This is a genomic window from Klebsiella sp. 141198 (assembly GCF_050600785.1).
GTDB lineage: Bacteria > Pseudomonadota > Gammaproteobacteria > Enterobacterales > Enterobacteriaceae > Klebsiella > Klebsiella aerogenes.
Window position 1 is genome coordinate 719,593 of sequence record NZ_JAQIRM010000001.1, and the last position, 24,303, is coordinate 743,895.

Annotated in this window: 23 protein-coding genes and 1 pseudogene; 5 read left to right on the forward strand and 19 right to left on the reverse strand. The window is 50.7% G+C overall.

Going from position 1 to position 24,303, the window contains the following annotated elements; genetic code table 11:
* Positions 1–57: 57 nt before the first annotated feature.
* From PGR10_RS03475 to PGR10_RS03560, 18 genes and pseudogenes are all read right to left on the reverse strand, one after another.
* Positions 58–1,737, reverse strand: coding sequence for a hypothetical protein (locus PGR10_RS03475; protein WP_430922939.1), 1,680 nt, complete (start codon positions 1,735–1,737; stop codon positions 58–60).
* A 10-nt stretch (positions 1,738–1,747) separates the two neighbouring features.
* Entirely contained in the window at positions 1,748–2,281 is a 534-nt protein-coding gene (locus PGR10_RS03480; protein ID WP_038980719.1) for a hypothetical protein, read from the reverse strand.
* Between the two features lie 542 nt (positions 2,282–2,823).
* Positions 2,824–3,771 carry a patatin-like phospholipase family protein gene (locus PGR10_RS03485; protein WP_430922940.1) on the reverse strand — a complete coding sequence of 316 codons (948 nt, stop codon included), beginning with the start codon at positions 3,769–3,771 and terminating at the stop codon, positions 2,824–2,826.
* A gap of 81 nt (positions 3,772–3,852) precedes the next feature.
* Positions 3,853–5,184: a hypothetical protein gene (locus tag PGR10_RS03490; RefSeq protein WP_430922942.1), complete on the reverse strand. Its 1,332-nt coding sequence runs from the start codon at positions 5,182–5,184 to the stop codon at positions 3,853–3,855.
* 441 nt (positions 5,185–5,625) lie between these two features.
* Positions 5,626–5,811, reverse strand: a pseudogene (locus PGR10_RS03495) (integrase core domain-containing protein); the annotation flags it as partial.
* A gap of 539 nt (positions 5,812–6,350) precedes the next feature.
* Positions 6,351–6,743: a DUF1090 domain-containing protein gene (locus PGR10_RS03500; protein ID WP_430922943.1), complete on the reverse strand. Its 393-nt coding sequence runs from the start codon at positions 6,741–6,743 to the stop codon at positions 6,351–6,353.
* A gap of 66 nt (positions 6,744–6,809) precedes the next feature.
* Positions 6,810–6,953 (reverse strand): DUF3789 domain-containing protein, encoded by a 144-nt coding sequence (locus PGR10_RS03505; RefSeq protein ID WP_430922944.1) that lies wholly within the window; start codon positions 6,951–6,953, stop codon positions 6,810–6,812.
* A gap of 201 nt (positions 6,954–7,154) precedes the next feature.
* Entirely contained in the window at positions 7,155–7,865 is a 711-nt protein-coding gene (locus PGR10_RS03510; RefSeq protein ID WP_430922945.1) for a DUF1120 domain-containing protein, read from the reverse strand.
* Between the two features lie 20 nt (positions 7,866–7,885).
* Positions 7,886–8,398, reverse strand: coding sequence for a hypothetical protein (locus PGR10_RS03515; RefSeq protein WP_430922946.1), 513 nt, complete (start codon positions 8,396–8,398; stop codon positions 7,886–7,888).
* A gap of 38 nt (positions 8,399–8,436) precedes the next feature.
* A complete protein-coding gene (locus PGR10_RS03520; protein WP_430922947.1) occupies positions 8,437–10,866 on the reverse strand; it encodes a fimbria/pilus outer membrane usher protein in 2,430 nt (809 codons plus the stop codon).
* A 21-nt stretch (positions 10,867–10,887) separates the two neighbouring features.
* Positions 10,888–11,583: a fimbria/pilus chaperone family protein gene (locus PGR10_RS03525; protein ID WP_430922948.1), complete on the reverse strand. Its 696-nt coding sequence runs from the start codon at positions 11,581–11,583 to the stop codon at positions 10,888–10,890.
* Between the two features lie 279 nt (positions 11,584–11,862).
* Positions 11,863–12,555: a DUF1120 domain-containing protein gene (locus tag PGR10_RS03530; RefSeq protein WP_430922949.1), complete on the reverse strand. Its 693-nt coding sequence runs from the start codon at positions 12,553–12,555 to the stop codon at positions 11,863–11,865.
* An 11-nt stretch (positions 12,556–12,566) separates the two neighbouring features.
* On the reverse strand, positions 12,567–13,253 hold the full coding sequence (locus PGR10_RS03535) for a DUF1120 domain-containing protein (RefSeq protein WP_430922950.1): 687 nt from the start codon (positions 13,251–13,253) through the stop codon (positions 12,567–12,569).
* A gap of 135 nt (positions 13,254–13,388) precedes the next feature.
* Positions 13,389–13,946, reverse strand: a complete 558-nt coding sequence (locus PGR10_RS03540; protein ID WP_430922951.1) for a hypothetical protein — start codon at positions 13,944–13,946, stop codon at positions 13,389–13,391.
* 429 nt (positions 13,947–14,375) lie between these two features.
* Entirely contained in the window at positions 14,376–14,885 is a 510-nt protein-coding gene (locus tag PGR10_RS03545) for a hypothetical protein (RefSeq protein ID WP_087860765.1), read from the reverse strand.
* Entirely contained in the window at positions 14,866–15,597 is a 732-nt protein-coding gene (locus tag PGR10_RS03550; protein WP_430922953.1) for a winged helix-turn-helix domain-containing protein, read from the reverse strand. Before PGR10_RS03550 ends, PGR10_RS03545 begins: the two co-directional genes overlap by 20 nt.
* 399 nt (positions 15,598–15,996) lie before the next feature.
* Entirely contained in the window at positions 15,997–16,473 is a 477-nt protein-coding gene (locus PGR10_RS03555) for a hypothetical protein (RefSeq protein ID WP_113373392.1), read from the reverse strand.
* Entirely contained in the window at positions 16,470–17,225 is a 756-nt protein-coding gene (locus PGR10_RS03560) for a winged helix-turn-helix domain-containing protein (protein ID WP_430922954.1), read from the reverse strand. The genes PGR10_RS03555 and PGR10_RS03560 overlap by 4 nt, the downstream gene beginning before the upstream one ends.
* A 302-nt stretch (positions 17,226–17,527) precedes the next feature.
* Between PGR10_RS03560 and PGR10_RS03565 the strand changes: the two genes are divergently transcribed.
* The 5 genes from PGR10_RS03565 to PGR10_RS03585 all read left to right on the forward strand — a co-directional run bounded on the left by PGR10_RS03565 (position 17,528) and on the right by PGR10_RS03585 (position 23,373).
* Positions 17,528–18,277, forward strand: a complete 750-nt coding sequence (locus tag PGR10_RS03565; protein ID WP_087860769.1) for a fimbrial protein — start codon at positions 17,528–17,530, stop codon at positions 18,275–18,277.
* A 76-nt stretch (positions 18,278–18,353) separates the two neighbouring features.
* Positions 18,354–18,860, forward strand: coding sequence for a CS1 type fimbrial major subunit (locus tag PGR10_RS03570; RefSeq protein ID WP_087860770.1), 507 nt, complete (start codon positions 18,354–18,356; stop codon positions 18,858–18,860).
* Positions 18,861–18,934: 74 nt separating this feature from the next.
* Positions 18,935–21,652 carry a TcfC E-set like domain-containing protein gene (locus PGR10_RS03575; protein WP_430922955.1) on the forward strand — a complete coding sequence of 906 codons (2,718 nt, stop codon included), beginning with the start codon at positions 18,935–18,937 and terminating at the stop codon, positions 21,650–21,652.
* Position 21,653: 1 nt separating this feature from the next.
* Positions 21,654–22,811 carry a CfaE/CblD family pilus tip adhesin gene (locus PGR10_RS03580; RefSeq protein ID WP_430922957.1) on the forward strand — a complete coding sequence of 386 codons (1,158 nt, stop codon included), beginning with the start codon at positions 21,654–21,656 and terminating at the stop codon, positions 22,809–22,811.
* A 10-nt stretch (positions 22,812–22,821) separates the two neighbouring features.
* Entirely contained in the window at positions 22,822–23,373 is a 552-nt protein-coding gene (locus PGR10_RS03585) for a LuxR C-terminal-related transcriptional regulator (protein ID WP_087860773.1), read from the forward strand.
* Here PGR10_RS03585 and PGR10_RS03590 read toward each other — a convergent pair.
* Positions 23,356–24,279 carry a LysR family transcriptional regulator gene (locus tag PGR10_RS03590; protein WP_430922958.1) on the reverse strand — a complete coding sequence of 308 codons (924 nt, stop codon included), beginning with the start codon at positions 24,277–24,279 and terminating at the stop codon, positions 23,356–23,358. The genes PGR10_RS03585 and PGR10_RS03590 overlap by 18 nt on opposite strands.
* Between the last annotated feature and the right edge of the window lie 24 nt (positions 24,280–24,303).

Genomic DNA, 24,303 nt, shown 5'->3' on the forward strand with positions numbered 1-24,303 from the left:
CACCACGAATCGACATTAGGTGACGATTGTTATATGACAAGGTACCAACGAATGCCACTAACTTAGTTGAGCTTTCAGGGCGTCAATCCCGGCCTGGGTGGCAGCGATTTCCTTAGTCAGCAATTCGTCTATACGTTGCCCTTTTAGTTTTTTATTTGTGCCGAACAAGTCCAGTTTATCCAGAGAAAGCATGAGAATGGACGTGATAACGGCGGTCAGGACTGATGCCAGCAGGATTGATATCGGACCAGGAAGCCCCAGGCTGCATAGCCATGTTTCAATTCCTATTGCGCTGAATATTGATAAAGAGCCTGCCACGAGTTTCAGTATGGCATCGCCTTTTTCAGCCATTGAGCTTTTTTTGCTGGCAAGAATGGAGACTGACTGAATTAATATTCTCAGACCCTCTTTTGCCAGTTTCATGATGTTTTTGAATGCACCAACAAAACAATTAACGATGCCTTCGGCAAGCAGTGAAATGAAGTTCTTAATAAAACCGACAGCGACATCTTTAATAAGTGTAACCGCATTTTCCAACACGTATTTTTTCATGCGGGCCATGCGGATCTTAAGAGCTTCGCTGAAATCTTTAGCCCCGACCCCGGCCTCGATGCCCTCTGAAAAGCATGAGCGTAGCTCGTAATAGAGCGGCTTGATAGCAAACATGATCAAATCACCCAGCGACTGGTGAGCGGAACCTTTAGCCGCGTCTGTCGAAAGTAACTTTTGTACTCCCCAGTCAGATTTGATATTTTTCGCAACTGTTTCATTTGTTTTTTTATTTACCGCTTCTTGCGAGGCATTCATTTTGGCAATTTGATTCTTCCTAGTCTCAATCTGTTCCGGGGTGAGAGGAGTTTTTTTGCCATTTTTATCCTCAACATATCCTTGCTTTACTTCCTGCTCAATTTCTTTGACTGTTTTTGCAAACTTACCTACTGTTTTCCCACGATTATTTGTCCTAGAAGTGACGGCGTAATTCTCATCAATATTTGCAATGTTTTTGATGTCCTCAGGATTAAGCGCTTTATTGCCTTTAAGCTGTTCAAATATTTCTGAACAAGAAATAGCATGGTCAGTTTCTGCGGCCTGACCATCCTGCTCCTTACTTTTGGCAAACGTTTTTGTTTTGTAAATGTCATCACCGCCGTATTCGTCAGCGCCAGTCCAACTATCACCGAAGTAAGCTTCTTTGTGCTTATCCATTTTCTTACCATTACGGAGGTCGACAGTTTCGCCGTTTCGCGTCATTTTCCCTTCGTTATAACTGGCGGTTTTACCGTAAGCAGTGATGTTTTCCCGTTCTAGAAGCTGCTCAGTGTAACCGTCAAGCATGAAATCAGTTTTGGGGTCAGAGTCATATCCAAAGAACTTACATTCCTGGTACAGCCTGGACGGGGTTATGCCCTGGCGCACACCGATATTGCAGGCCCGCATGGTGCCGTCTATTAAACTCATAAACACCGGCTCAAGCACGGTGTCGAGAGCATTACCTTTCGAAATAAACTCCAGACGCAACAGCACTTCGTCGTTACTGATGGCCCTATTCAAATTTTCCAGGCTGAATTTTTGGCTGTATTGCTTACTCAGATTATTGCTTGCTACAAGTTCAGCATCGATCTCGCCAGATAAATGGACTGCTATTGAGTCCGTTGAAGCCAGAGGGGGGAGCTTGGGTAATGAACCCCTCATACGCCGTTTAATACTTCTAACCAGGCGATCGTTTCTTTCGCTCATTTTTTTGTCCTCAGGCAGCAACAAGGGTTTGCCAGGCAGCGATAAAGTCTGAAGCTGCTTTACCTTTAGTCTCATCCATCTCGTACATAGCATCTATGACAGCGCTGAACCTGTCCGTGTAGTATTTGGCCATAAGCTCATTATCTTCAATCATCGCCCAAATGGTGGGCAGATTAGGCGGGCTAACTATATATTCATTCATTTTTGCTCGAACTAACGGTGCGAGCATACCGCTGCCACTCAAGCCTGATACATACTCATCCAGAAAATCAATGTTGCCAGGCGTGTACAGGTCAAAGCTTTTAAGGCAACGAAGCCCCAGCGCAAAACCTATCAGGATAAAAGTATCTCGTTTGCCTTCTCTTGCGGCAATGCTGAATAAATCCTTTAAAGTTTCAGACAATTGCTGAGAATACTCTGCTTTAGCCCGTTGGGCCTCTTCAGCCACGCCGTTTTTCTTGCCCTTGTTGTAAAGGAGCTTACCCGATACAGCCGCGCCGACGGCGGTTGCCACTCCAGCAATAATTCTGAATAATAATTGCATTTTCAGCCTCTCATTCAGGCGCTATCAAACAAAAAGACCATGTATTTAATTGGTTATCTCGCAACCTTTTCTGAAGCAAATCAAGGCCTGTTAAAGCGGTTTCGAGCGCCCTGATGAGGCATCGGCTAAGGTTATGCTGCACACTAGTCTCGTAAGGTTTTCTGAAGCAAAAATTTAAAGCACTGCTTGGTTAAGGCGGGGAACACGAAGTCGACAGCACCAGTCGTTTTGCTCTAAGAACCTCCATACTCCAGCTACCCTCTTTCGCCCAAGCGGCACGGTCGTTACGGCTATTTGTGATTCACAGCCATATGCGTCCAGCAGTTTATGGAGTGTCAGTTTTCCCTTTTAGCTCTGCCCACCGGGCAAACCGCATATAGTTAGTCATTAAAAATCATCATTAATTTGCAAACGAACATCGAGTTAAACCAGCGGCGATTCAGACAATGCATGTGACACAGGTTCGCCTAGTTCAGTATCAGTGTTGTTCTGGGGTGAACATATCACCTCGATTTAGGTGGTTAAATTCACTAAAAATTTGTTTACATCACGTATTTTAAGAGTTCACTCTCATGCGAAGAAAATGACTCTCTTCCTCGTTGAAAGAGAATATTAAGTTTTTTGATATCATGCTCGAGTAAGCCGGTTGCCATTTCAGGTGCAACATATGAGTCACTGATCCGAATAGTTGGAACATCATCAAACATTATTTGACGAAGTTGATCCATAGACTGCGTATTTATCTCTAATGTTTTTTGCAATAATTGTACACTAACCAAGTACTTTTTAGCCAGATGCATGAGTAACCTAGGCTTAGGCTCTGGGTAATTACCGACCCCAATATTGACAACACGAACATTATGCCGGTCAATGTTATAAGCTTTGATTGCGTCTGCGATAGCATATAAAGTAGGGTTATTAGCGCAGTATCCACCATCAATAAGTTCTATCTCCTCTCCTAAGAAGGTCCGAACGATAGTACGTTCAAAAAATGGATAAGCGGAGCAAGACGCTTTGACTGCATCGGCGATACTAACACCAAATCCCGGAATGAAAGATTTTCTCCGTCCATGAGCCTGCATTATATTTCCTTTGAAAATCATAGGGCGTTCAGTTAACCACTTAGCAGTCACAATTCCTATGCCTGTTTTTACATCTTCAAACATTGCATCACCGAAAACCTCGTGTGCTAACGCCTCTAAAGCGACAGATCTTTCATAAGCGCTCTTTTTTGACATTATAGCGGGGACATATTTTCGATAAAGCTCTAAAATTGAGTCAATATTATAACCCAAAGAAATTAATGATGCGATTATTGCTCCAGTACTAGTGCCAAAGATTAAATCGAATTTTTGATGTAATGGGGTTTCTATCAAGGACTCTATCTCTTTAAGTACGCCAAGAGTATAGAAACCTTTTGCTCCTCCGCCGTCCAAAGAAAGTATCCGAAATTTTTGCCCTTCATTATTTTTTTCCGTAAAATTAACCATTTCGACTCCAGCCTAATTTTCAACAACTGCACACAAAAATACACTATAAATTTCACCTTTAGAAATTTAAATATAATTGAGTTATAAGGTGGTTTTGATTTTACCTTGATGAAATATTTTTATGCTACCATCCTGTGATACTTTAATGGCTACTCCGTTTTTTGATAAATATCCTGCAACTTTTTCACCTGTTCCACTAAGTGGCCCCGCAATATTATTATCATGACTAATCATCGTGGAGAATGAAATTAGGCTGCCATTTTTTGATAAAATAATAGTTCCATCACTTGAAAAAATCCTTGTTATAATTGCCTTGTGATTTACATTTGTTATGGTAATTTCATCCTTTGTAAGAATATTAATGTTATTTGTGATACTTGTGATTTCTTTCTCTTTTTCCGGTATCCAAATAATACTACTAGTTCTTCTTTTGGATAATAAAAAAAGATAATTCAATAAGCTTTCCATCACAGTACGTTCACCTTTCAATAACGAGCAAAGCATGGATATGTACCATTCTAAATTACGAAAAATCCATTTACCTTCCTTATAATTAAAATCTATTCCTTTAGGGGTTGTAATTGAAAATTCAGCACAACCAGTAACTCTGAAAAGAATATCATTACCCTTCATTGTTTTGACTAAGTTGTAATTATCCACAAATCCGTTGTTTCTGACATCGCTAGACTCAAGAGTGAAATAATTTTGTATTAACGTTTTACCGCGATGCATCGTTGCAAGGAAAAAAGTCGACTCACCATCTACTAAAAACCAAAGCCGCTTATTCACTGTAGTACTACCTATAATTACCAACTTTGAATGAAGTTCAGATAAAAATCCCCCTCTTTCTTTTAAACTTTTATTCTTTATAAAATCGACATATGATTTCGTTAGAAGTAAACCTGTTGTGAAGGGATTCCCTTCATATTGAAAGGAGGATATTTTATGAAATGATTGCATCAACACTTGCAACGCGCTCTGATTATAATATCCTTTACCTAAGAAGTGTATAATAGTTCTTTCCAGTAATTGATCCCCAAAGAAAAAATAATCTTCAGCTAACTGAAGGCAAGTATTATTGCTTAATTTGCGAGCAATCACAGCTTCCAGTGAATTTAAAAAACTAGGTACATATGATAAATTTACACCTAGTATTTCTATCGAAAAAATATATTCAACCGTTTTGTTTTGTATGAATTTTCCCAAAACAACTGTTTTTTCATCATCAATAATATAAACACCTCTATTTGGCAACAGGCTAACATCAAGACCGTATTTATCCTTTAAGTAATTCATCGGTGAAGGGTCGTATTTTATTCTTGCACTAAAAAATGAACCTAATGAATCAACCAGTGTTGGAATAACTCTAAACTCTAACTTTTTATACCCTTTCATTTCTGAGTAGTTTTTCAAAATTAAAATCTCTTTCTTGATTATGTTATCAGGCTGAAGTGTTCATACCTGATCTGCTACCCGTTGATTAATACACCGCAATGTTAGTAATGTATTCATAAGCCACATGAGGACATCCTTAACTGACGGTCGTATCTAATACTGGGGCCAGGTCGGTAATGCCACTTAAACAAAACGTACCAACGTGCCATTGGCGCTCGCTTCACCCCTCTCGACCTACTTAGATATCAATCTAATAGATAGGACAGATACGCCTCAGGCAAACCCAGCCTTGACAACGCTACCGCCCTCAGAATAATCAGTTCTGATAGGTATTGGTGTATATAAATGTCATCTAACTTCATGAATTATTCAAGAAAAAATCAGACACACCCTAAAAAGTGGTGGGCCGGGTTATGTGATTAGGTAATCCCCCAATTTTAACAGAGGTGATAAACAGAATCAGGTCATGCGTTGAATATGCTGCATTGGCGTAAAACGATTCAGTGCCATATTCGGACGCTCGTGATTATAAAACCAGTGCCAGCGCTTGGCATAGTCCTATAATTCGTCCAGTGAGGAAAACAGGTGCTGCCCCAACCAGTCATAGCGCACTGTCCGGTTATATCGCTCAATATAGGCATTCTGGTTAGAGTCTGGCTAATCACCCGACTAGACGTAAACGTCCACTCTAAAGAGTCCTTCAAGCTTATCTCACTTCAGTCGACTTCTCAACTATGGCTAATCTTTTGGATTCAAGAAGTTAAGGTCTGTGCAAAAACACTGTCAATTGTTATATGGGATGACCTGATTTCTACAGGGCCACTGATTTGAGAAGACTGATGTCTGTAAAACAGGTTCAAACGTTAGTTCATGAAGTTAGTAATTAATTGATAGTTACCGATATTAAAAATTTATTACCAAAACAATGAAATAGTGACTATATCATCCATGAACTAATATTTTACTCAACATATGTTAAATCAGGTCCATCGCTCATTTAGTTCGCTACCGCCGCAGATTACGATACCCCATTCCCTCATTCAATTTAATATCAAACAACGACTGCGTCTTTGGGTACTGATGAGTGCAAGCGATTTGTATGTTGCGCTCTCCTGGGGGCAAAATCTGGACTGCCCCCGCGACCGTAGACAAATTCTGTTCTCACGATGAACTGAAACTTGTGATTAACGGTGCAGTTCCGCCCGGGCATCGGCTAGATCCTGCTGCGCTTCTTCCAGCTTACGGGTCGCCTTACGCACCTTGTCTGTCCGTCCATCACGACGGGCTTCCTGAAGCGCGTCCTCCCGCTCAGCCACTTTCCGTTCCTGTTTCCGGATATCCGCTTCCCGCTCCCGCTGAAGAGAACGGTCTGTACAGTGCGCCGATGTTTCCTTGAGCGCCTTTTTCAGGCCTTCCAGACGATAGGTATTTCCGTGCAGTTGTGCATAGTCTATCTGGCTCTGTATTTCCGCTCGTTTGGCCTCACAGCCAGTCAAGTCGTTTTGCGCGATAGCAGACAGCGTGGGTAGCGTAAAAACCATCAGGGCAATTGCCCGAGTTATTAGGGTATTGTTCATCAGATTTCCTTATTATTTCTGTTATTTTTCTGTAGTCAGGAAAGACCACGGAAATACAGGATAATGTCATGACTGGTTTAACGATTCGCCAATGTCGTTATTGGCAGTGACGTTTTTTGAGCGGGCAGAAACCCGGCACAAACACATTGTCAGTACCCCTACCCAGCCGCCGATAAAAAGTCCGATGATGATCCCTGTGATAAATGTCATAACGTCTCCCTGTAGGATTTAAGTCATGTTCAGTCGTTCAACTGTACGGAATAGTGAATTGCTCTTACTAATAGGTAAGAAAGGGGAAAAAGCCCCGGCATAGGACACCGGGGAAGTGGGACAAGGTGTTCGTTACCCTCCCGGTTCGAAGAGTATTTTTTTACATTGCCGTCCCTCCCATCGGTAATCCCACGGGTCGTTTCATAAATAGACCATCTCAATAGTGACAGACCCATCCAGTTGGACAGGATGCACTAAGTCGAGTGTGGATGACGGAGCCACTGCTGCCTGTACTTCTAGCGTTCCGTTTAGCACAGTGAATGCTAAAGGAGAACTTCCAATACTGTGATCCGGATTGCCAACAGAGGTTGCGTAGGGACCAGGGTAGTTTTTAAACACCATATCTTCCGGATTTGCATATACCCAGGCGTCCTCCAGATTGGGCGTCACATTAGTGATTGCCGCAACCGATTTTCCATCCGCTTTCATTTCACTAAGCCTGGCAAGCCAGGCTCCCAGCGGTTGTCCTTTACTGTCTGTCCCCAGACCAAGCCATACAGGCCCGCCGTTTATATAACTTTCACCAACGAGGCTGATGTAAGTACTCGCCCACTGTATTTGTGTACCGGCACGGTTGTCCGTAAGCCGGAAGGCCATTTTCATAGGGGCAGAACAGCGTACCGAGAATGCTGTACTTTTTACCGGTAGTAAGGTTTCAACGGTCAGGGATAACGAACTGGCCGGCAAACTCCCATAGTCAAACGTATCTCCGCCAGCGAATACTGCCTGGCAGGCAGCCGGCACAATTTTCCCCGTCACGTAAATACTGAAGCTGTCCGCAGCTCGGGCAGCACCGCCACCTGCGATGCATACCATCACAGCCCAAACTAAACACTGAAAAAACAGATGCATATGTATCTCCCTTGCTCGCTTCAATCTAAGGTCACCGTCAGCGGTAGCCGGGGTTCAGCCCGTTGTCGCGGCGCTGCCATTCCGACATCTCTGTCCAGCGTGACGGTCACATCGAACGTCAACAGCTGGCCGCTTTCCCGACCGCCATCCGGAACCACACGCATACCGGAAACAGCGGCCAGAACCGGCAGCCCGGTTCCCGGCGACGCCAGATCCTGACGTAGCGAAACCGCGCGATTATCCAGCCGGGCGTTGCTCAGGGTAAGGCTGAGCTTTCCGGCCTCATCCAGCACAAACCCGCGCCCCGGCAGCCCACCGTCGAGGCGCAGCCGCATCCGTTCCGGATGGCGGCAGCTCACCGCCATGCTGATATTTCTCGTCACCGTGGTGGCCTTATTCAGCTCCCCAAAATCGATATCGCTCTGCGATCCCGTCACCTGACATTCCTGGGGTAACAGCGGCTGGACCGGCGGCACAGCCAGTGCCGCGCCGCTCACCATCAGCATCATGCTGAGTAAACTTGTACGGACCATCTTTAGATCCTCCTGTGTGATCCCGCGGCCACCGCCGGCTATGGCCGGCAGACCGCGGTGAGTTCTTCATATAAACCGGTATTCTCAGGACGCTGCGCGGGCAATCCTGATAAGGACAGGCGGCAGCTGCCTGACGGCGCTTCGATTTCCAGCACCATGCCTGGACGGGCATCGCTGATAAACACCGTCCCGTCCTCGCTGGTCACGGACATAAACTGTCCCTGATCGTTGTAAACCGTGGCGCGGGGCGGTAACCGTCCTCCCCGGGTGTCGGTCACCCTGATCAGCACCCGCCGGGTGGAGACCACCGCAAAGCCCACCCGGCTGACGGCACCGCGGGCCAGCCGGACCTCTTCATAACCGTTCACCACGTCGCTACCTTTATTCAGTGACGTCGCATCCAGACTGACCGTCGAGGTCTGCCAGCCTGACAGTGACGGTAGCACCGCCTTCCCTTTGCGGTTGGTCCATACCGGGCCAGCCGGCGTCTCCACCCGGACCCCTGACATGCCGTCCACGCTCACCGTGCCGAACGTCTCCGTAATACGGTAAGGCGAGAAGAGAACGTCGCCGTCGCTCAGCAGGACGCCACCACTGCTCTGCAGGGACACACTGCGCGTCTTGTCAGAGTTGGTGCTCACGTTTCCGCTCAGCTGGGTCCACGGCGTGACCGTATTCACCGTCCCGGAAAATGACCGCTTGCCGTCAGGACGGGACTGCTCGGCCGACACACTCCCGTTCATGCGCTGGCTCTGGCGCCAGGTATACCGGCTGCCGTAACGGGTCTGGTTACTGCTGTTATGCACATAGCCGGTCAGGCTGCCGTTTTTCCCCAGCGGGATCTGCAGGGAGGCATACACCCTGTCCTCCTGGCGGCCGTTCACGCTGTCGGTACTCCGCCCGGCGGTGACGCTCAGGTACGCGCCGCCGATCCGCCGGGTCCAGCCGAGCTGGGCATAATCGCTGTGCCGGCCGTCGCTCGTCAGGCTTCTGACCCATGACAGCGAGGTGCTGCCCACCCACGGGTGCGACCAGCTGACGGCGGGCCCGAACTGGGCACGATTACGGACCGACTCCTGGCTTTCCGACAGCGTTTCCGTAAACTCCCGGTAGGTATCCGACTGCCACGAACCGTTCAGGCTCAGGCTGACCTCCCCGGTGAGGGGTTGCGAGACGGATGCGGAGGCCAGCAGGCCGTTTTTTTCTTTTGCCCGCGAGGCGGTCACGCCGGCGGCGATCCCCTGCCCGCCGGGTAACAGCGTGTCGGTGCTGAGATTCAGTGCTTGATACGCTTTCGCCACAAAGGCATCGCTCTGTATCCCCAGTCTCGGCATCAGCTGCCAGCCTGCCGACAGCGCTCCCACCCAGGGATGTTCCCGGTAGCCGTCCTGATCCCAGCGACCGAACCCCCAGCTCAGTCCGGGGCGGACGGTGCTTTCGCCGGTCCGGTACACTGCCGGCGGCACGCTGTACTCACGGCGGCTGCCATCACTGTTGACCACCGTGACCACCAGGTCACTGGTGAGGTTAAGCAACGTGAATCCCCGCAGCGCAAACGGTCCCTGAGGCACCGAGGTACGGTGCAGCAGGACATTCTGTTGCCGGATCTCCACCACCGAGGTGTCATCTGCAATACCGGTCACCACGGCGGCCCCCGCTTTTCCGTACAGGGCCGTTTCCGGGGTCACCTGCATCCCCAGCACCCGTCCTCCGCCGGTCGCGCCGACGGCCAGGTTGATCCGCCCGGCTTGCAGCACCGATTTATGGTCGTAGAGGGTTTTCTGCACCCAGGCATTCTGGTGGCGAAACTCGCTGCCCTCGCTGAAGTCGCTCCAGTTCTGGGTGCTACGCACGATCCAGTCAGCCCCATTGAATCCGGCTTCCGTCTGGACCTGCCGGTAGCTCAAATCGCTGAGCGTTGAACGGCTTTTCATATACTGTGCGCTGTAGTTCAGCAGGACACCGTGTCCGCCGTGTTCCCAGGAGAGGTAATCCTCACCGTTCAGGATGGCGCCTTCGGGAACAAACAGCTCCAGCGTGCCGTCACCGGGCAGCGCCCGGACGTCTGCCTGTGGCCACAGGCTCCCGGCGGTCACACAGCGCTCCGGGGTCACCTCAGTTTCCCCGCCGGACCAGGTCAGCTGTCCCTGCCGGGCCAGGGCTTCGGTCAGACAGGCCTCTCCTTCCGGGGTGAAACGCACGTTGGCTTTACCCCGGTCCTGACCATTCACCATCAGTTTTATCCGGTTCATCCCCGCCGGAAAGCGTGCCCCCCGGCGGAACTCTTCGGCAAGGCGCGGGTCGAGCCCCCGGGCCTGCAGGGTATCGGTATCAAACTCCACCTCGGTGGTGTCGGCCAGCGCCGGCAGGCAGGCGGCCAGCGCCAGCCAGAGTCCCGATAAGGCAAATCTGCTGCAGGAGGGGCTTCGCATGTATTCTTTCTCCTTTACCTTGTCGTGATGTTCCATCAGTCCTGTCTGCACATCGCGTTAGCGGATCACCGGGGCCTCAAACGTATCTACCGAGAATCCCCATGTGGTGGCCGGCGACAGCCGCACTTTCTCCGGGGCGGTCGGACGGCCTTTCCCGTCCGCTTTCAGCGTCAGCGTCTGTGACGGCAGGATGTAGCTCTGTCCCATCTCCCAGTTGCGGTTGTCCGGCAGGGACTGCACCGACTGCGATAGCCGCACCACATACGGGCTGTTGTTGACGACCGTCAGCGCCCCGTTGCGGAATGACCAGCTCAGTCTTTTCCACGGGGCGTTGTCACGGGCCAGCCCCGCCGGGCGGATGACCACCGGCAGGTTCTGGCTGATGTTCACCTGCACCACGTTCTGGCCCTTGTTCTTCGGTGACACGCCTTCAAAGATGACGCGACGGAGATGCTCGGTTTTCAGCGGGGTTTTGTTGGTCAGGAAGAAGCGCACCGTCTGGTTTTTACCGCCCTCCACCCGGACGGCCGGCGGGGAAACCTGCAGAATATTGCCCCGGTCCCCGTCCACCTCTTTGAGGGTGGTGACCAGCAGCAGCGGTTTGCTGTCGGTGTTACGCACGGTCATAGTGGCCTCCCCGGTTTCCTCTTCCACCACCACCACCGAGGAGGACGGCAGAATACCGGAGGCCTGGCAGAACAACGGGGTCATAACCGCCGTCAGCGCGAGCATGCGAAATAAAGAACGTTTCATGATTAACCACCTTATAAAATGAAATAAAAAATAAACGGGTAATATTGTTCTGCCTGTCGCCAGACATGCCGGTGCCCTCCGGGAAATAAACCGGATATAGGTAGAACAAAAATCACTGCTATTCAGAGGTCAGGATGTAATATATGTTGAATAAGTCAGCGTGCTTTATTTTTATCGTCTGGCTCTGATGACGGGAGGGATATTTCCCTCCCGGTATATTAACGAAGCGGGTTGCCGCAGGAATAAATAGCTTCCTCTCCCGTGGTCATCCGGCAGCCTTTACAGATAAACCATCTCCACCGTCACCGAACCATCGAGGGTGACGGGCTGCGACAGGTCGAGCGTGGAGGCCGGGTTAATAACGGCCTGCACCGCCAGGGTTCCGGTGAGCGTGCTGAAGGCCGCCGGAGTTGAAGTATCTGCCGCTGAAATACTATTTAATCGATTTACGGTACTTAAAGGTATAAATACAATGTCACTGTTATTTTTGGTCCAGGTTAATCCATTATCACGAGAATATATAAAGTTCGGACTGGATACAGTGTCTGAAGTCAGGTTAATAATCTCAGCGCTCCATCCACCAATATTATTTCCCCGGCCATCCACCCCAAGCCCGTTCAAAGCGGGTCGATCCCAAGAAATCCCCGACTCCATCGCAATCAAAGGACCTGGTGCCATTTTTGATGCCGCACGGTTATCCACGGTCCGGAACCCCAGTTTCGCCGGTGCATCGCAGGTAATGGTGAAACCCGTCTGTCTGGCCGGTAATAAGGTTACAGCATCCGCCTTCAGCGTACTGGCCGGAATGGTGCCGTAATCAATGGTTTCGCCGCCGGTAATATTCGCCTCGCAGGCGGCCGGGCTGATAACGCCGGTGACGTTAATATTAAAAATGTCTGCCGCACGGGCCGACAGGGACAGGCCTGATGCAATCAGGACCAGGCATGCCAGGTGATTTCTTCTGAATGTCATGATCGGACTCCTTATAAATACACCATTTCCACCGTCACCGAACCGTCAAGGGTGACGGGCTGCGACAGGTCCAGTGTGGAGGCCGGATTGATAACCGCCTGCACTGTCAGCGTGCCGGTGAGCGTGCTGAAGGCCGCTGGAGTTACAGCATCCGCCGTTGAAATTGTATTTATTATTCCAGTGTCACTCAAAAGAATAAATGGGTTTCCACGTATGACCCAGGTAATTCCATTGTCTGTAGAATATATCGATGCCGGAGTGGCGGCAGTGTCTGAACTCAGGCTAACAATTTCAGTGCTCCATCCGCCAATGTTATTTCCCTGTCCATCCACCCCAAGTCCGTTTAAATATTCTCGGTTCCAGCTACTCCCCGAATCAAACTGAATCGAGGGGCCCGCTTGCATTTTTGATGACGAACGGTTATCCACGGTCCGGAATCCAACCTTCGCCGGCGCATCACAGGTAATGGTGAAGGCGGTCTGTTTTGCCGGTAATAAAGTCACGGCATCTGCAGACAATTTATTTGCCGGAATGGTGCCGTAGTCAATGGTTTCGCCACCGGTAATATTCGCCTCGCAGGCGGCCGGGCTGATAACACCGGTCACGTTAATATTAAAACTGTCTGCCGCACGGGCCGACAGGGACAGGCCTGATGCAATCAGGACCAGGCATGCCAGGGTATTTCTTTTCAGTTCCATCGTTTATTTCTCCGATAAATAAAAGGGCCTGTTTGTTACAGGTAAAGCAGGCCGTTTCACACAACGAGCGTGACGTTTTTAATTGTCTTTCTTCTTTTTTATTCTGCCGTTTTACACCGGCTTGTTATGGTATATTTATCCCAGCTGAGCCAGGCAGGAATAGATTAATAAATTCCGGCAGTTCGTCCGGCCGGATAATCCCAGTCGTGCCAGCCCTTCCGTTTTATGACCATACACCCGTTTTTCCGTAATATGCAGGGCACTGGCAATCCGGGAAAGTGAGCCGCCCCGGACCAACCCCTCCAGCACATAACGCTGCGGGAAGGTCAGATATTTCACCACTTTCCTGACGCGATTGTGGCGGACCGATTTCGCCACCTCGCTGATGAGCGCCGGAGCCGGGATTTGCCGGCGGATGACCCCGTTGAACCCGGCATGGTGCTCACCGTCGTGCGCCATCTTCAGAAACAACGCTATGCGGGTTTTTTTCGCCGCCAGCTGGCGTAAAAGTAGCCGCAGCACCATCATGTTCTCCACCGCCAGCAGCAGAATATCGTTGTCGCCCAGCTCACGTATCCGGGCCAGCGTCTCCTCTCCGGGTGAAGGAAGGATCCTTACAGCGTGACCGGCGATGTCAAAGACCGCCCGGACACCCAGTGAAAAGTAATGGTCATCGGACATCACGTATATCATTCGATTCCCTCCCTGCCATTGCATGACTGCCTGCCGCAGTCCATGTTTCCACTGCAGAACGGGGCTGAGCCGGTCTGCACTGTGTTGAGAGAATTATCCTGGATGAAATATCGAAGTGGAATAAAAAACTGATAAACAAACAACATTAATGATATTACTCTGATGCGAATAAAAAATGCATCGCCAGGAATTTTTATCTGCTGTTTATCATGATGATAAAGGGGCGAATGCTGAGCCCTGCCGCGCCGCCGGGGAGTGGGAATGTTACGCAAATGAGGTGGATGTTGAGGAAGGGTTGCAGGTCTGAAACGATAGGTTTATCCGCGTGCAGACCGGGAGGCCCCGTCCGTGGAGAACGCCCCCAGTCAGCGGTTGCGCACGAGTCCCGGAAGGGGCATTCCGAACAGCGTGGCCGGGGGGCGGACGGTCTTAGCTGTCAAACTGGCAGACGTATAGCGGCGAGAAATAGGTGCCGATCACCACCGTATCCGGAGTCAGCTGTTCCACTTTATAGCGGCTGCCATTTTTCTGCAGCGTCCCGAACAGGCGTTGGTCTACGATTTGGTCGGGAGCGTTATCACCAGGGTATTTTTCACTGCGCAGAAAGGCCGACTGCACTTCCTGAATAGTCCCCCGCGTGGTGCGCGTCATGGCATACACGATACGCCGGGCGATATTATAGGTACCCTGCTTCGTGGTCAGTTTACCGTTCACCGAGAGGATGAGCTGGCCATTTTTCTCGCTGAACAGATAGAACACCCCTGCTGACGCCACCGGATCCGTGGCCGTTTCCAGGCTGATGGCATAATCCGAGCGGCAGGCCTGTTCTGCCGGCGCCGCCTTGCGTGCAGTATACCCCAGCAGGCTGAGCCATACCCCGCCAGCCAGCAGGCAGAGTGAAAGGAGCGTCAGCAGACGATTATTTCTGGGTATAAACATAGATCCCCCGGCATTTATTCAATGAGTCGCAGAGAGTGGTAAAACGCCAGGCCTGCGTTGGGGTGTCATTCCGCCAGAGGGTAATTTTCACGGGTTCACGGCAGTTCACCGTTTCCCCCTGACGGCTCAGTTCACTGATGACTTCGGCGGGCGGAAAATACCGGGTACCGCTGGTAAAGGTAATTTCACACTTCAGGTAATGCTCGGTTTTAAAGACACTCACGTTCGGCCGGGAAATATGTGGTTCCGGGGCCATAAAATAATATCCGGCCGCCGCCAGACAAAAACAAAATGACAGGCAGAAGAGGATAGTATACCCGCGTGAAAATGTTCTTACCGACTGCCGTGCCGGGGCAGACAATGTTTCCTGCGCGGGCGATTGTTCAGGCATTCCGGTATATTCCTGGGAACCTTCCGTTTCCGCCCTGGGCTCTGTCGGACGGACCGATACATTGCCGATTTTAAAACCGTTTCTTGGAACAGTAATAATCACGTCCGCGTCACAGTGCACATCGGTAAATGCCCTGCGGAGTACCATAATATGGCGGTTGAGATTGCCGTCAGATGCGGAGGAATTATTCCGGGTGAACACCGCATCCAGCAGTTCATTGCGTCCGCAGATCCTGTCCGCGTGCTGCAATAAATAGACCAGCAGCTGCGCTGCCACCAGGTTCAGCCCGGTTTCGGTGCCGGTTTCGGTATTTATCAGCACCTGCTGTTCCGGCAGAAACTCAATATTGTTGTTAATCAGAAACATCATCCCGTATCCCTGTACGTTGACCCTTATCCCGCAGGGATAGCCACCACCGCGATTAAGATTTCTCCCTGTCAGTATATCTGATATGCGCCGCTGTCGGTATTCATCCGCTTTCCGTTTCCGTCGTCCCAACCGGAGAGACTTCTCTTGTCACAGGGATAACAATGACGTGGAATTATGTATGAATAACGCAATAATCCCCGTATCACAACAATTTTTCACTCAGCATAAGTTGAATCAACTTAACCACGCGTACCGATGCCTCATGCTTTCCCTTATTCTTGCCCTTCCCTTGTCGGCAGATTCTCTAACCGTAAAAGGAGAATACCACCGGTATTCTCCTTCGTTTATGTGTTAATCACCCCGGCATATATAAGTGGGATAATGTCGGTCCTGGATCAGCCACACCGATGGCGAAACCTCGGAGATGGTCAGATAGTAACGGGCGGTTGGATTGGCGAAGCTTCCCCATTGCGCATCCGGCGTGTTGTCATTGTGCCTGCGCCAGGTTTTGGTATAGCTCAGTACCACCACTTTATCATCCTCCCGCCGCGACCACACAAAATCGACGTCTCTGTCGACGATCATGCTCTGGCCATTTGCCCAGGCGGCCCCTTTATAGGCTGTCAGGCCAGTGCCGTCGCGGTGAAAATAGAACTGAGCAACGGTATTAACCCGCACTTCACTGGCCTTACCTTCGTTGCGCGTAAAATTAAACACTGTACTGCAGGCCAGTACATCCCGCTTACCAACACCGGTGGAACAATAATAAAGCGCCAGTGCGCCACCTAACAGAAAAATGCTGAGGCCGCCGATGAGTTTAATTTTCATTTCTCAGCCCCGCTTTTATAACGAATGGTTTTACACAAACTGTCTTTATTGACCGGGCATGCGCCGATAAACACTTCATCCGCCGCGACAAGGGAAAAACGAGCGCTGAAATAATAGACACTGTACTCTTCTCTCTGGCACGCCACGTTGTTTTTATCCAGCAACGCGGCTAATTTAGATAGCACCAGCGGTCGCCCATGATCGTTAATAAGCCAGATGCTACATTTTGCAATTTTTTGCTCAACGGGCTTTAGCTTTAGCGGAGTCGTTATATTCTGCTGCTGGCGAATAATTATACCAATGCCGAATACCGACGCTAATAATGCCGTAAATACCAGCCACCATTTCAGACGCGGTCGCTGCTGCCACTTTTCAGTTTTTTGTGTCTTCGGTTGAGGTTCGCTGACGTAATTGTTTTGCGCAGGTTGAAAAATAACATCCGCATCAAACCGGAAACCATATCGCGGTATGGTCACAATCAATTCATGATGTTCTCCCAACGCCTGGAAACTTTTGCGTAACTCACTTATCGCTTTGTTGAGATTATTTCCCGAGGGCGTAAAACCAAACTCTTGCCATACGCGGGTAATCAACTCCTCACGGCTGAGTTCGCTTCCTTTATGACGAATAAACTCCTGTAACAGACGCACGGCGGGTGCCGAAAGCGTTAATACGGATTCAGGTTGTCCAACAATACTTATTGTGTGAGCTTCAGGATCAAATAACAACGAATTGTTGCATATAAAAAACATATTATATTCTCGGCTGTTGCCGCTTGCTTTTTATCCCTGTAACTGCAGGCAAGAAAGCCCCTCCTGAATTAGCTTGTTTTTTCATCAGTAGGAATTTTCTCCCCATCCTGGGTTGCGGCATTTTCTTTTAACTATACAACTTTAAAGCCTGGATTGCAGGATAAAGAACTGTATTTTTTGAGTTAACTAATACAAATTTTCACAACCTGCTGTTCCGGTTAAAGTTTCCCTGTCCTGAAGCGATACGAAAGCAGACGGTGTCGTGGTGTCAAAACGTTGTACATGAACTCAGAGCAGGCAGAATGAATGTGAAAGTAAAAAACAGAGTAAACAAATCCACTGCGCTTTATCTCGCTGCCCTGTCGATGTCATTTTTCGCAGAAATGACACAGGCCAATATGAGCGTCTACCCGATGGAACTTAACGTCGACAGTTCCGGGACGGCCCAAATCAGAGTGGCCTCTAAAAGCGATGATATTCAGTTCATTCGGGTGAGGCAAAAGAAAATTCTTAATCCGGGTACGCCACAGGAAAAAGAAGTTGAGATGGCAGCCTGGAAAGACGGAGGCGTTGTCGTCACCCCTGAAAAATTTGCTTTAGCGGCAGGCGCTTTACGTATCGTGAGGCTGGTATCTCTGACGCCGCCTGAAAAAGAAAGTACCTGGCGCGTTTATTTTGAAGGTGTAAAACAGCCGGATAGCATTCTGCCCGTACCATCCGCGGGAACGCCGGCTTCGGCCAAACTCGGCGTTAACGTTATCTGGGGAGCATTGGTACATTTGGCGCCGGAAAAGCCGCTGGTTTCCCTGCGAATAAATCCCGCGTCAGGAACATTAAAAAATGATGGCACGTTGCGGGTACCGTTGAAAGAAATTGGCGCATGCGATGTTAATGATAAATGCCAATGGTTTAAAGAAGACGCGACCATTTATCCTGACACTGAGCGAAAGTTAAAAGTGCTCGCTAAGGCTCGCGGCCAAAAATATAAATTCCGCTATTTCAACTGGATTAATAAAACAGCTGAAGAAGCAGACTTACCCGTCGTGCAATAACACGACATCACTGTCAAAACCACGAGTGGTTTGTTTAAAGAGCTAATGGAGCTCGTTTATAAATATGGAGATATCAATGAAGAAGTATATTAAACCTCTGATGATCGTTGCTGCGATGTCTACTGCGTTCAGCGCAATGGCTATTCAGAAGGATATTACGGTTAATGCCAACGTCGATTCCCAGTTGGATATGACCCAAGCCGATAATACGCCGTTACCAGCCAGCATCGATATGCAATATCTGCCGGGCCGTGGGCTGGAAAGCTACCGTCTCAATACCAAAATCTGGTCGAACTCAGCCACCAGCAACGTAAAAGTCCGTCTGGTTAGCGCCGCGAATCTGACCAATGCCGAGGGCGCCGAGACGGTACCGATGACCGTAAAACTGGGCGATAAGACCCTGAACACCACCGATGCAGAATTTACCGGCAGCGAACTTTTCCCGGGCAGCGTTGAAAACGGTTCTGCGGTCCTGCCGCTGACCATCTCTCAGACCACCAAAGGCATTCTGAAAACTGGTCAGTACAGCGGCGTGGTCAGCCTGATGCTGACTCAGGCGACTACCGCGGAAGGCGGCGCGTAACTCCATAATACGTATAAGGAAGTACATCAGAGGGCGCCTGCCCTCTGATGTCAGGATGACGTCGAGGCTCGTTCATGGCTTTTCACAGAAATGCTCTTCTTTTTGTCGTTTTGTTACCCGCTTCCGTTCAATTAGCCAGCGCCAGTGTCGTCGTACCTGCGGGTTTTGAAGATCTGGCGAAAACGCAGCGCCTGTGGACGGAAGTCAGTCTGTATGGCGCGTCGCTCGGACTGTTTGAAGCCGATATTACGCTTGAAACGGTCACCTTTGTGGCGCCGGAAACGCTTGTCGCGGCAATTAAACGTCAGTTCAACGATGATCCTGCCTTGATCGCCTCTGTGACCGGCGCCCTTTCCTCTCCGCTTGCGCGTAACGGCAATCTCGCCTGCAGCAGCAATGGTTCCGCGCCGGGTTGCGATTTTATCGACACCAAAAGCGTGGCCCTGATTTATGACGAGAACAACGCGCGCATAAACCTGTTTTTCGACAGGCAGTATCTACCCAAACAAACGGCGGAAAATCAGTGGTATCAGCCTACGCGCAATACTGAAAATGCGTTGATCCACCAGCAAAATATCAATTTCGTGGCCGACGAAAACTATCAGTCGATGACCGTGCAGGGAAATGGCGCGCTGGCCATGACTGAGGACGGGTATTTTAACCTCGACTGGACCTGGCTTGGGCAGCGCTCTCGCCATCAACAGCAGCAGGAGATCACGGTCAACAACGCCTGGTTCCGTCAGGATCTGTGGCATGAATATTACGTGCAGTTAGGGGAAATGGATACGCGCGATCTCTTCAGCGCGGCGGGCGGCAATATCAACCTCAGCCAGTTACCGCTTGGAAAAATTCGCGGGCTGCGTACCGGCTCGACGCGGGCGTGGATCAACCCCGTTCAGCAGTCCAGTGGAACGCCCATTACGGTGCTGCTTTCCCATGACGCGCGTATCGACGCCCGCCGAGGCAATCAACTGCTGGCCAGTTTTTATCTTAATGCCGGGGCGCAAACCCTGGACACCCGTTCGTTTCCGGACGGGAGCTATACCGTGACGCTGGCGATTTATGAAAACAACCGCCTGACCCGCACCGAGCAGGTTCCGTTTACCCGCACCGGCATCACGCCATTCGACCGCGTCGAGTGGTTTATGCAGGCCGGTGAAACCGATAACGACGATATGAGCGACGAACGCAGCGCCGTGGCGCAAGCGGGCATTCGCCTGCCGGTGACTTCTACGCTTGCGGTCACCAGCGGCGCAACGGTGAAAAAGAACCAGCGTTTTGTGGAAAGCGCCGTCGACTGGAGCCGCGGATTCAATACCGGCCCCATTGATGGGGTACTCAGCACACGCTTTAGCTACCTTTATGGCAGCCAGGGCCAACGCGGCAATATCCAGCAAATCAGCTATAACGATGGCTTTTCACTGAGCTTTTATCGCAATGCCTTATCGGCCGACAACTGTAATTCCAACAGTACCGGATTTGACGCGGTGAATGGTTGCTACCGAAGCCTTTCGGTGATGTTCTCCGTTCCTGTCGGCTCGTGGTATGCCAACCTGGGTTATTCCGATAACCGCAATGAAGGCCGTTATGTCTCGCGGCGTGAATTACCGAATAATGACGATCGGCGCGACGACGGTTTGCCCTGGGAATCGGTGTATATGACCCGTTCCCGTTCGCAGGCATGGCAGGCCGGACTTAGCAACGCGTTCAGCACCCGCGGATTGAATATCAACAGCAGCATAAACCTGTTTATGCGTAACGATCATTCTGGTGATGGTAAGGATAAAGGCGGCTTCCTCAGCGTAAGCCTGTCGCTGGCACATAATCGTCAGGGCGATGCCTCCAGCTACACCTCGGTGGGGGCCACGTGGCAACAGCAGAAGCATGAAAAAAATCAGCTCAACTATAACATCGCGCACAACTGGTACACCGACGCGCGCGGTGAAAATGAGTATGGTCTCAACGCATCCGGGATTAATAGCGACTCGCTGAATACTTCAGCCTATACCCGTCAGGGCGGCCGATTTGGTAACGGAAGTTTGACCGTCAGTGATTCGTGGGATCGCCAGGATCATCGCCACCGGTTCAGCAGCAGCGGAAACTACAGTTCTACGCTGGCGTTATCTCGTTCCGGCCTGTGGTTTGGCCGCTGGGGTGACGGACGCCCGGCGTCAGCCATTGCGGTCAACGTCGCCACACCGGAAGCGACTCCTGATTCTCGCATAGCTGTATCGCTTGATAACAGCGGTAGCGCCGATATCCCGGCAAACGCCCGTGCGTTGTTCGCCCTGCCCGGCTATCAGCAAACCACGCTGACTATTAATGAGTCGACGGACATTTCCCACGGCGCCAACAGTGAAATCACGCAGGGCTCAGGAAGCAGAACGGTATTTATGGTGCCAGGAAAAATGCTGCACAGAGAGGTGCAAACCACCACGCGTTACACCTGGCTTGGCCAGTTGACCGATGAACAACATACGCCGTTTATCGGCGGTATGCCGCTTAACGTCAGCGGCTGGAGCGATTTGGGTAACGGCGGCTTTAGCGCGGAAAGCGACAGCCTGATCCAGTCGCTCTACCTGGTAAAACAGCAGCAGTTTTACCAGTGTGCGCTGAAGGTGAGGACCATGCGTGACGTCGTGCGCTATGTCGGCACGGTGACCTGCGAAGAACTGACTTATTCCGCGTTACCGGAAACCGTGCAGCAGCAGGCGCAATTACTGCTGGCTGGCCGTACGCCGGCGGTCAGCCCAACGGCGATGAATAACTCTACTCTCTCTACAGGAAAATGATGTGATAACGCGTCTTTTGATTTTACTGCTCGCCAGCATCTGTTTTGCCGAGGCTCAGGCCGGTAGTCCTGCCGGCAGAAATACCAGCGTGGCGTTTGCTTTCGATCGCCAGTCTCCGCCTGCCCGGATGGATATCTGGCTGCACGAATCCGGCGGTTATGATATGAGCGATCCGCAAAAATGGGGACGAAATACCCTGACCTGTCAGTCACGTACCGATACAACCTATGGCGCCTGCATGACCGCGCCGGTATGGTTTCCTGCGAACCCGGCCGCGCCGTATCCGATAAATCTGCGCTTTACCCACGCAATAACCAACAAGACGGTGGATGTAAAAGTCTATGGTGAACACCATATGTTCATCAATAACAGAACCTTTGTTTTCGCCAGCTACGTAACGGGCGGAACAGTAGATGCGTCAGCCTGGAACAGTGCGCCGTATTTCGATTTTTACATCGTTCGTAGCGAATTAAATAAACTCGATCAGGCCGGTATCTGGACGGCGACGCTGAAGCAGGATTTGCGCGAATGGGGAAGCGCCAGCTGCGGCGGTGACTTCAATAACGTCAATATTGGTTGTCCGGGTTATCTCACCATCGCTAAATGGCAGGCTAACCTGCGTATTGAGGTGGTCGACCCGGGCAATCAGCAGATTTATTTACCGGCATTTCCGCACTCCACACCGGTGGTGAACCTCAACCTCACCAATTTCCCCGGCAGACCCGGCGGCAGTGAAATTAAGGGCGAAAACTCGTTGGATATGTGCCTCTATGATGGCAACAACAGCACCAGTTCGCGGGCGTTTCTACGCTTTGAAGACGATGAGCCTGACGCGACCGGGCGTGCCGAAGGGGCATTCTCCATCCGGCGGCGAGGGGGCAGCCAGACAGACCCAAGAGATCGTCTCGATTATCAGGTGCTGGTGACCAACCCGACCACCGGCGCAACTGAAGTTGCCGCTAACGGTAAGACGTTGGTCTGGGAGGGCACCAATAATCGCCGCTATTTGCGCCAGGTGGTATTGCCGGGCGGCCGCGAAAGCGTGTTATGCATCCCGGCCCCCATTACCCTGAAGACCCCCGCCTTTGCCGCCAGCAGCAAAAACGCGGGTGACTATACCGGTACGTTACGCGTTATCTATACCCCCAGTACGTTATAAAGAGGCTACTGTGAGCTACGTTGTTCTTGATAATAATCGCTTTTATGCGGAGGGGCTGCGCTACGCCCTTCTCCGTCGTAACGTTAAGACGAAAGTGCATAGCGGCACGGTGCAGTGGCAGCCCTTACTGTTAGAGAGCACCACCCTTGTTATTCGCTGCCGTTTCTCCATTACCGGTACGCATCAGTCGCTGGTTGATATTTTACTTACCCTCGAAGCCCATGGCTGGCAGGGAACGGGCTACCTGGTGTGTAATGAAAAAAGCTGGGGGCTGGCCACCTATCTGCGCAAGCGTTTTGAAACGTTAACGTTGCATATCATTGATGACCGCATCTCCGTGGCGGATGCTGCCTGGCTGTTATCTAAAGAGCCAAGGCGGATCCGCACCCTGCGCTGTTGCCTGACTGAGATGGAATTTAACGTCCTCGACAGGCTGGTTAAGGGGCAGTCGGTAAGATATGTCGCGCATATGACGAAGATGAGTGAAAAACAGGTCTCGACCTATAAATGTAATGCCCTGAAGAAACTCAATGCGAATAATCTTCTACAGCTTCTGGTGTAACGACTTGTCCACGCGGCATATCGCCACAATTTTCTCTCTGAGCCAGCGGTGAGCGGGATCGCGTTCCATTCTCGGATGCCACATTTGCGAGACGGTAATCTGCCGGCTTTTAAACGGCAGCTCAAAAAGATGTACCTGCTCCATGACCTGCTGATTGACTAAATAGAGAGCGGGGATCATGGCGATAAGATCCGATTGCAGCGCCACGGAAAGCGCGGTCGGAAATCCGGGGACGACGCTGGCGATTTTGCGTTTCATGCCGAGCTCGGCCAGCACATCATCAACCGAACCGTGCAGCGTACCTTCTGGTGAGGCCACCACATGACCCCAGGCGACATAATCCGCCACGGTTATCTCTCTCAGGGCGGCCAGCGGGTGCCCCTTACGTACAATCCCCACAAACCGATCTTCAAACAGTCGTTGCAGACGTATTTCAGGCCCCATATTGCTCTGGACGCCAATCTCCAGATCGACCAGCCCTTCCCGTAGATAGCGTGACGTTTTTTCGGGCTTAGGCGCAAAGCGTAGACAAACATTGGGCGCGGCTTCGGCTACTGCCGCAATGAGCGAAGGGCCAAACGCCACCACAAAACCATCGTTTGCCCTGATGGTGAAAAGACGCTCCAGATTTTGTACGTTGAGCGCTTCGGCCGCTGGCTGCAGCACCGCCTTCGCCTCGAAGACCGCGCGACGGGCGCGATCGCGGGTCGCCTCCGCCCACGGCGTCAGCACCATGTTACGCCCGGCGCGAACCAGTATCGGATCTCCGGTGACGTCGCGTAACCGGCTTAGCGTGCGGCTCATGGCTGACGTACTGAGATTCAAACGACGTGCCGCGCCCGCCACGCTGGCTTCGTTCAGTAATACATCGAGTGCAATCAATAAATTAAAATCGGGGTCTGACATGACCACAACTCCTGCAACATTCAG

Bases quoted from the DNA above. Each gene is read 5' to 3' on its own strand.
- PGR10_RS03475 (WP_430922939.1), bottom strand. From the start codon at position 1,737: ATGAGCGAAAGAAACGATCGCCTGGTTAGAAGTATTAAACGGCGTATG.
- PGR10_RS03480 (WP_038980719.1), bottom strand. From the start codon at position 2,281: ATGCAATTATTATTCAGAATTATTGCTGGAGTGGCAACCGCCGTCGGC.
- PGR10_RS03485 (WP_430922940.1), bottom strand. From the start codon at position 3,771: ATGGTTAATTTTACGGAAAAAAATAATGAAGGGCAAAAATTTCGGATA.
- PGR10_RS03500 (WP_430922943.1), bottom strand. From the start codon at position 6,743: ATGAACAATACCCTAATAACTCGGGCAATTGCCCTGATGGTTTTTACG.
- PGR10_RS03505 (WP_430922944.1), bottom strand. From the start codon at position 6,953: ATGACATTTATCACAGGGATCATCATCGGACTTTTTATCGGCGGCTGG.
- PGR10_RS03510 (WP_430922945.1), bottom strand. From the start codon at position 7,865: ATGCATCTGTTTTTTCAGTGTTTAGTTTGGGCTGTGATGGTATGCATC.
- PGR10_RS03515 (WP_430922946.1), bottom strand. From the start codon at position 8,398: ATGGTCCGTACAAGTTTACTCAGCATGATGCTGATGGTGAGCGGCGCG.
- PGR10_RS03520 (WP_430922947.1), bottom strand. From the start codon at position 10,866: ATGGAACATCACGACAAGGTAAAGGAGAAAGAATACATGCGAAGCCCC.
- PGR10_RS03525 (WP_430922948.1), bottom strand. From the start codon at position 11,583: ATGAAACGTTCTTTATTTCGCATGCTCGCGCTGACGGCGGTTATGACC.
- PGR10_RS03530 (WP_430922949.1), bottom strand. From the start codon at position 12,555: ATGACATTCAGAAGAAATCACCTGGCATGCCTGGTCCTGATTGCATCA.
- PGR10_RS03535 (WP_430922950.1), bottom strand. From the start codon at position 13,253: ATGGAACTGAAAAGAAATACCCTGGCATGCCTGGTCCTGATTGCATCA.
- PGR10_RS03540 (WP_430922951.1), bottom strand. From the start codon at position 13,946: ATGATATACGTGATGTCCGATGACCATTACTTTTCACTGGGTGTCCGG.
- PGR10_RS03545 (WP_087860765.1), bottom strand. From the start codon at position 14,885: ATGTTTATACCCAGAAATAATCGTCTGCTGACGCTCCTTTCACTCTGC.
- PGR10_RS03555 (WP_113373392.1), bottom strand. From the start codon at position 16,473: ATGAAAATTAAACTCATCGGCGGCCTCAGCATTTTTCTGTTAGGTGGC.
- PGR10_RS03560 (WP_430922954.1), bottom strand. From the start codon at position 17,225: ATGTTTTTTATATGCAACAATTCGTTGTTATTTGATCCTGAAGCTCAC.
- PGR10_RS03565 (WP_087860769.1), top strand. From the start codon at position 17,528: ATGAATGTGAAAGTAAAAAACAGAGTAAACAAATCCACTGCGCTTTAT.
- PGR10_RS03570 (WP_087860770.1), top strand. From the start codon at position 18,354: ATGAAGAAGTATATTAAACCTCTGATGATCGTTGCTGCGATGTCTACT.
- PGR10_RS03575 (WP_430922955.1), top strand. From the start codon at position 18,935: ATGGCTTTTCACAGAAATGCTCTTCTTTTTGTCGTTTTGTTACCCGCT.
- PGR10_RS03590 (WP_430922958.1), bottom strand. From the start codon at position 24,279: ATGTCAGACCCCGATTTTAATTTATTGATTGCACTCGATGTATTACTG.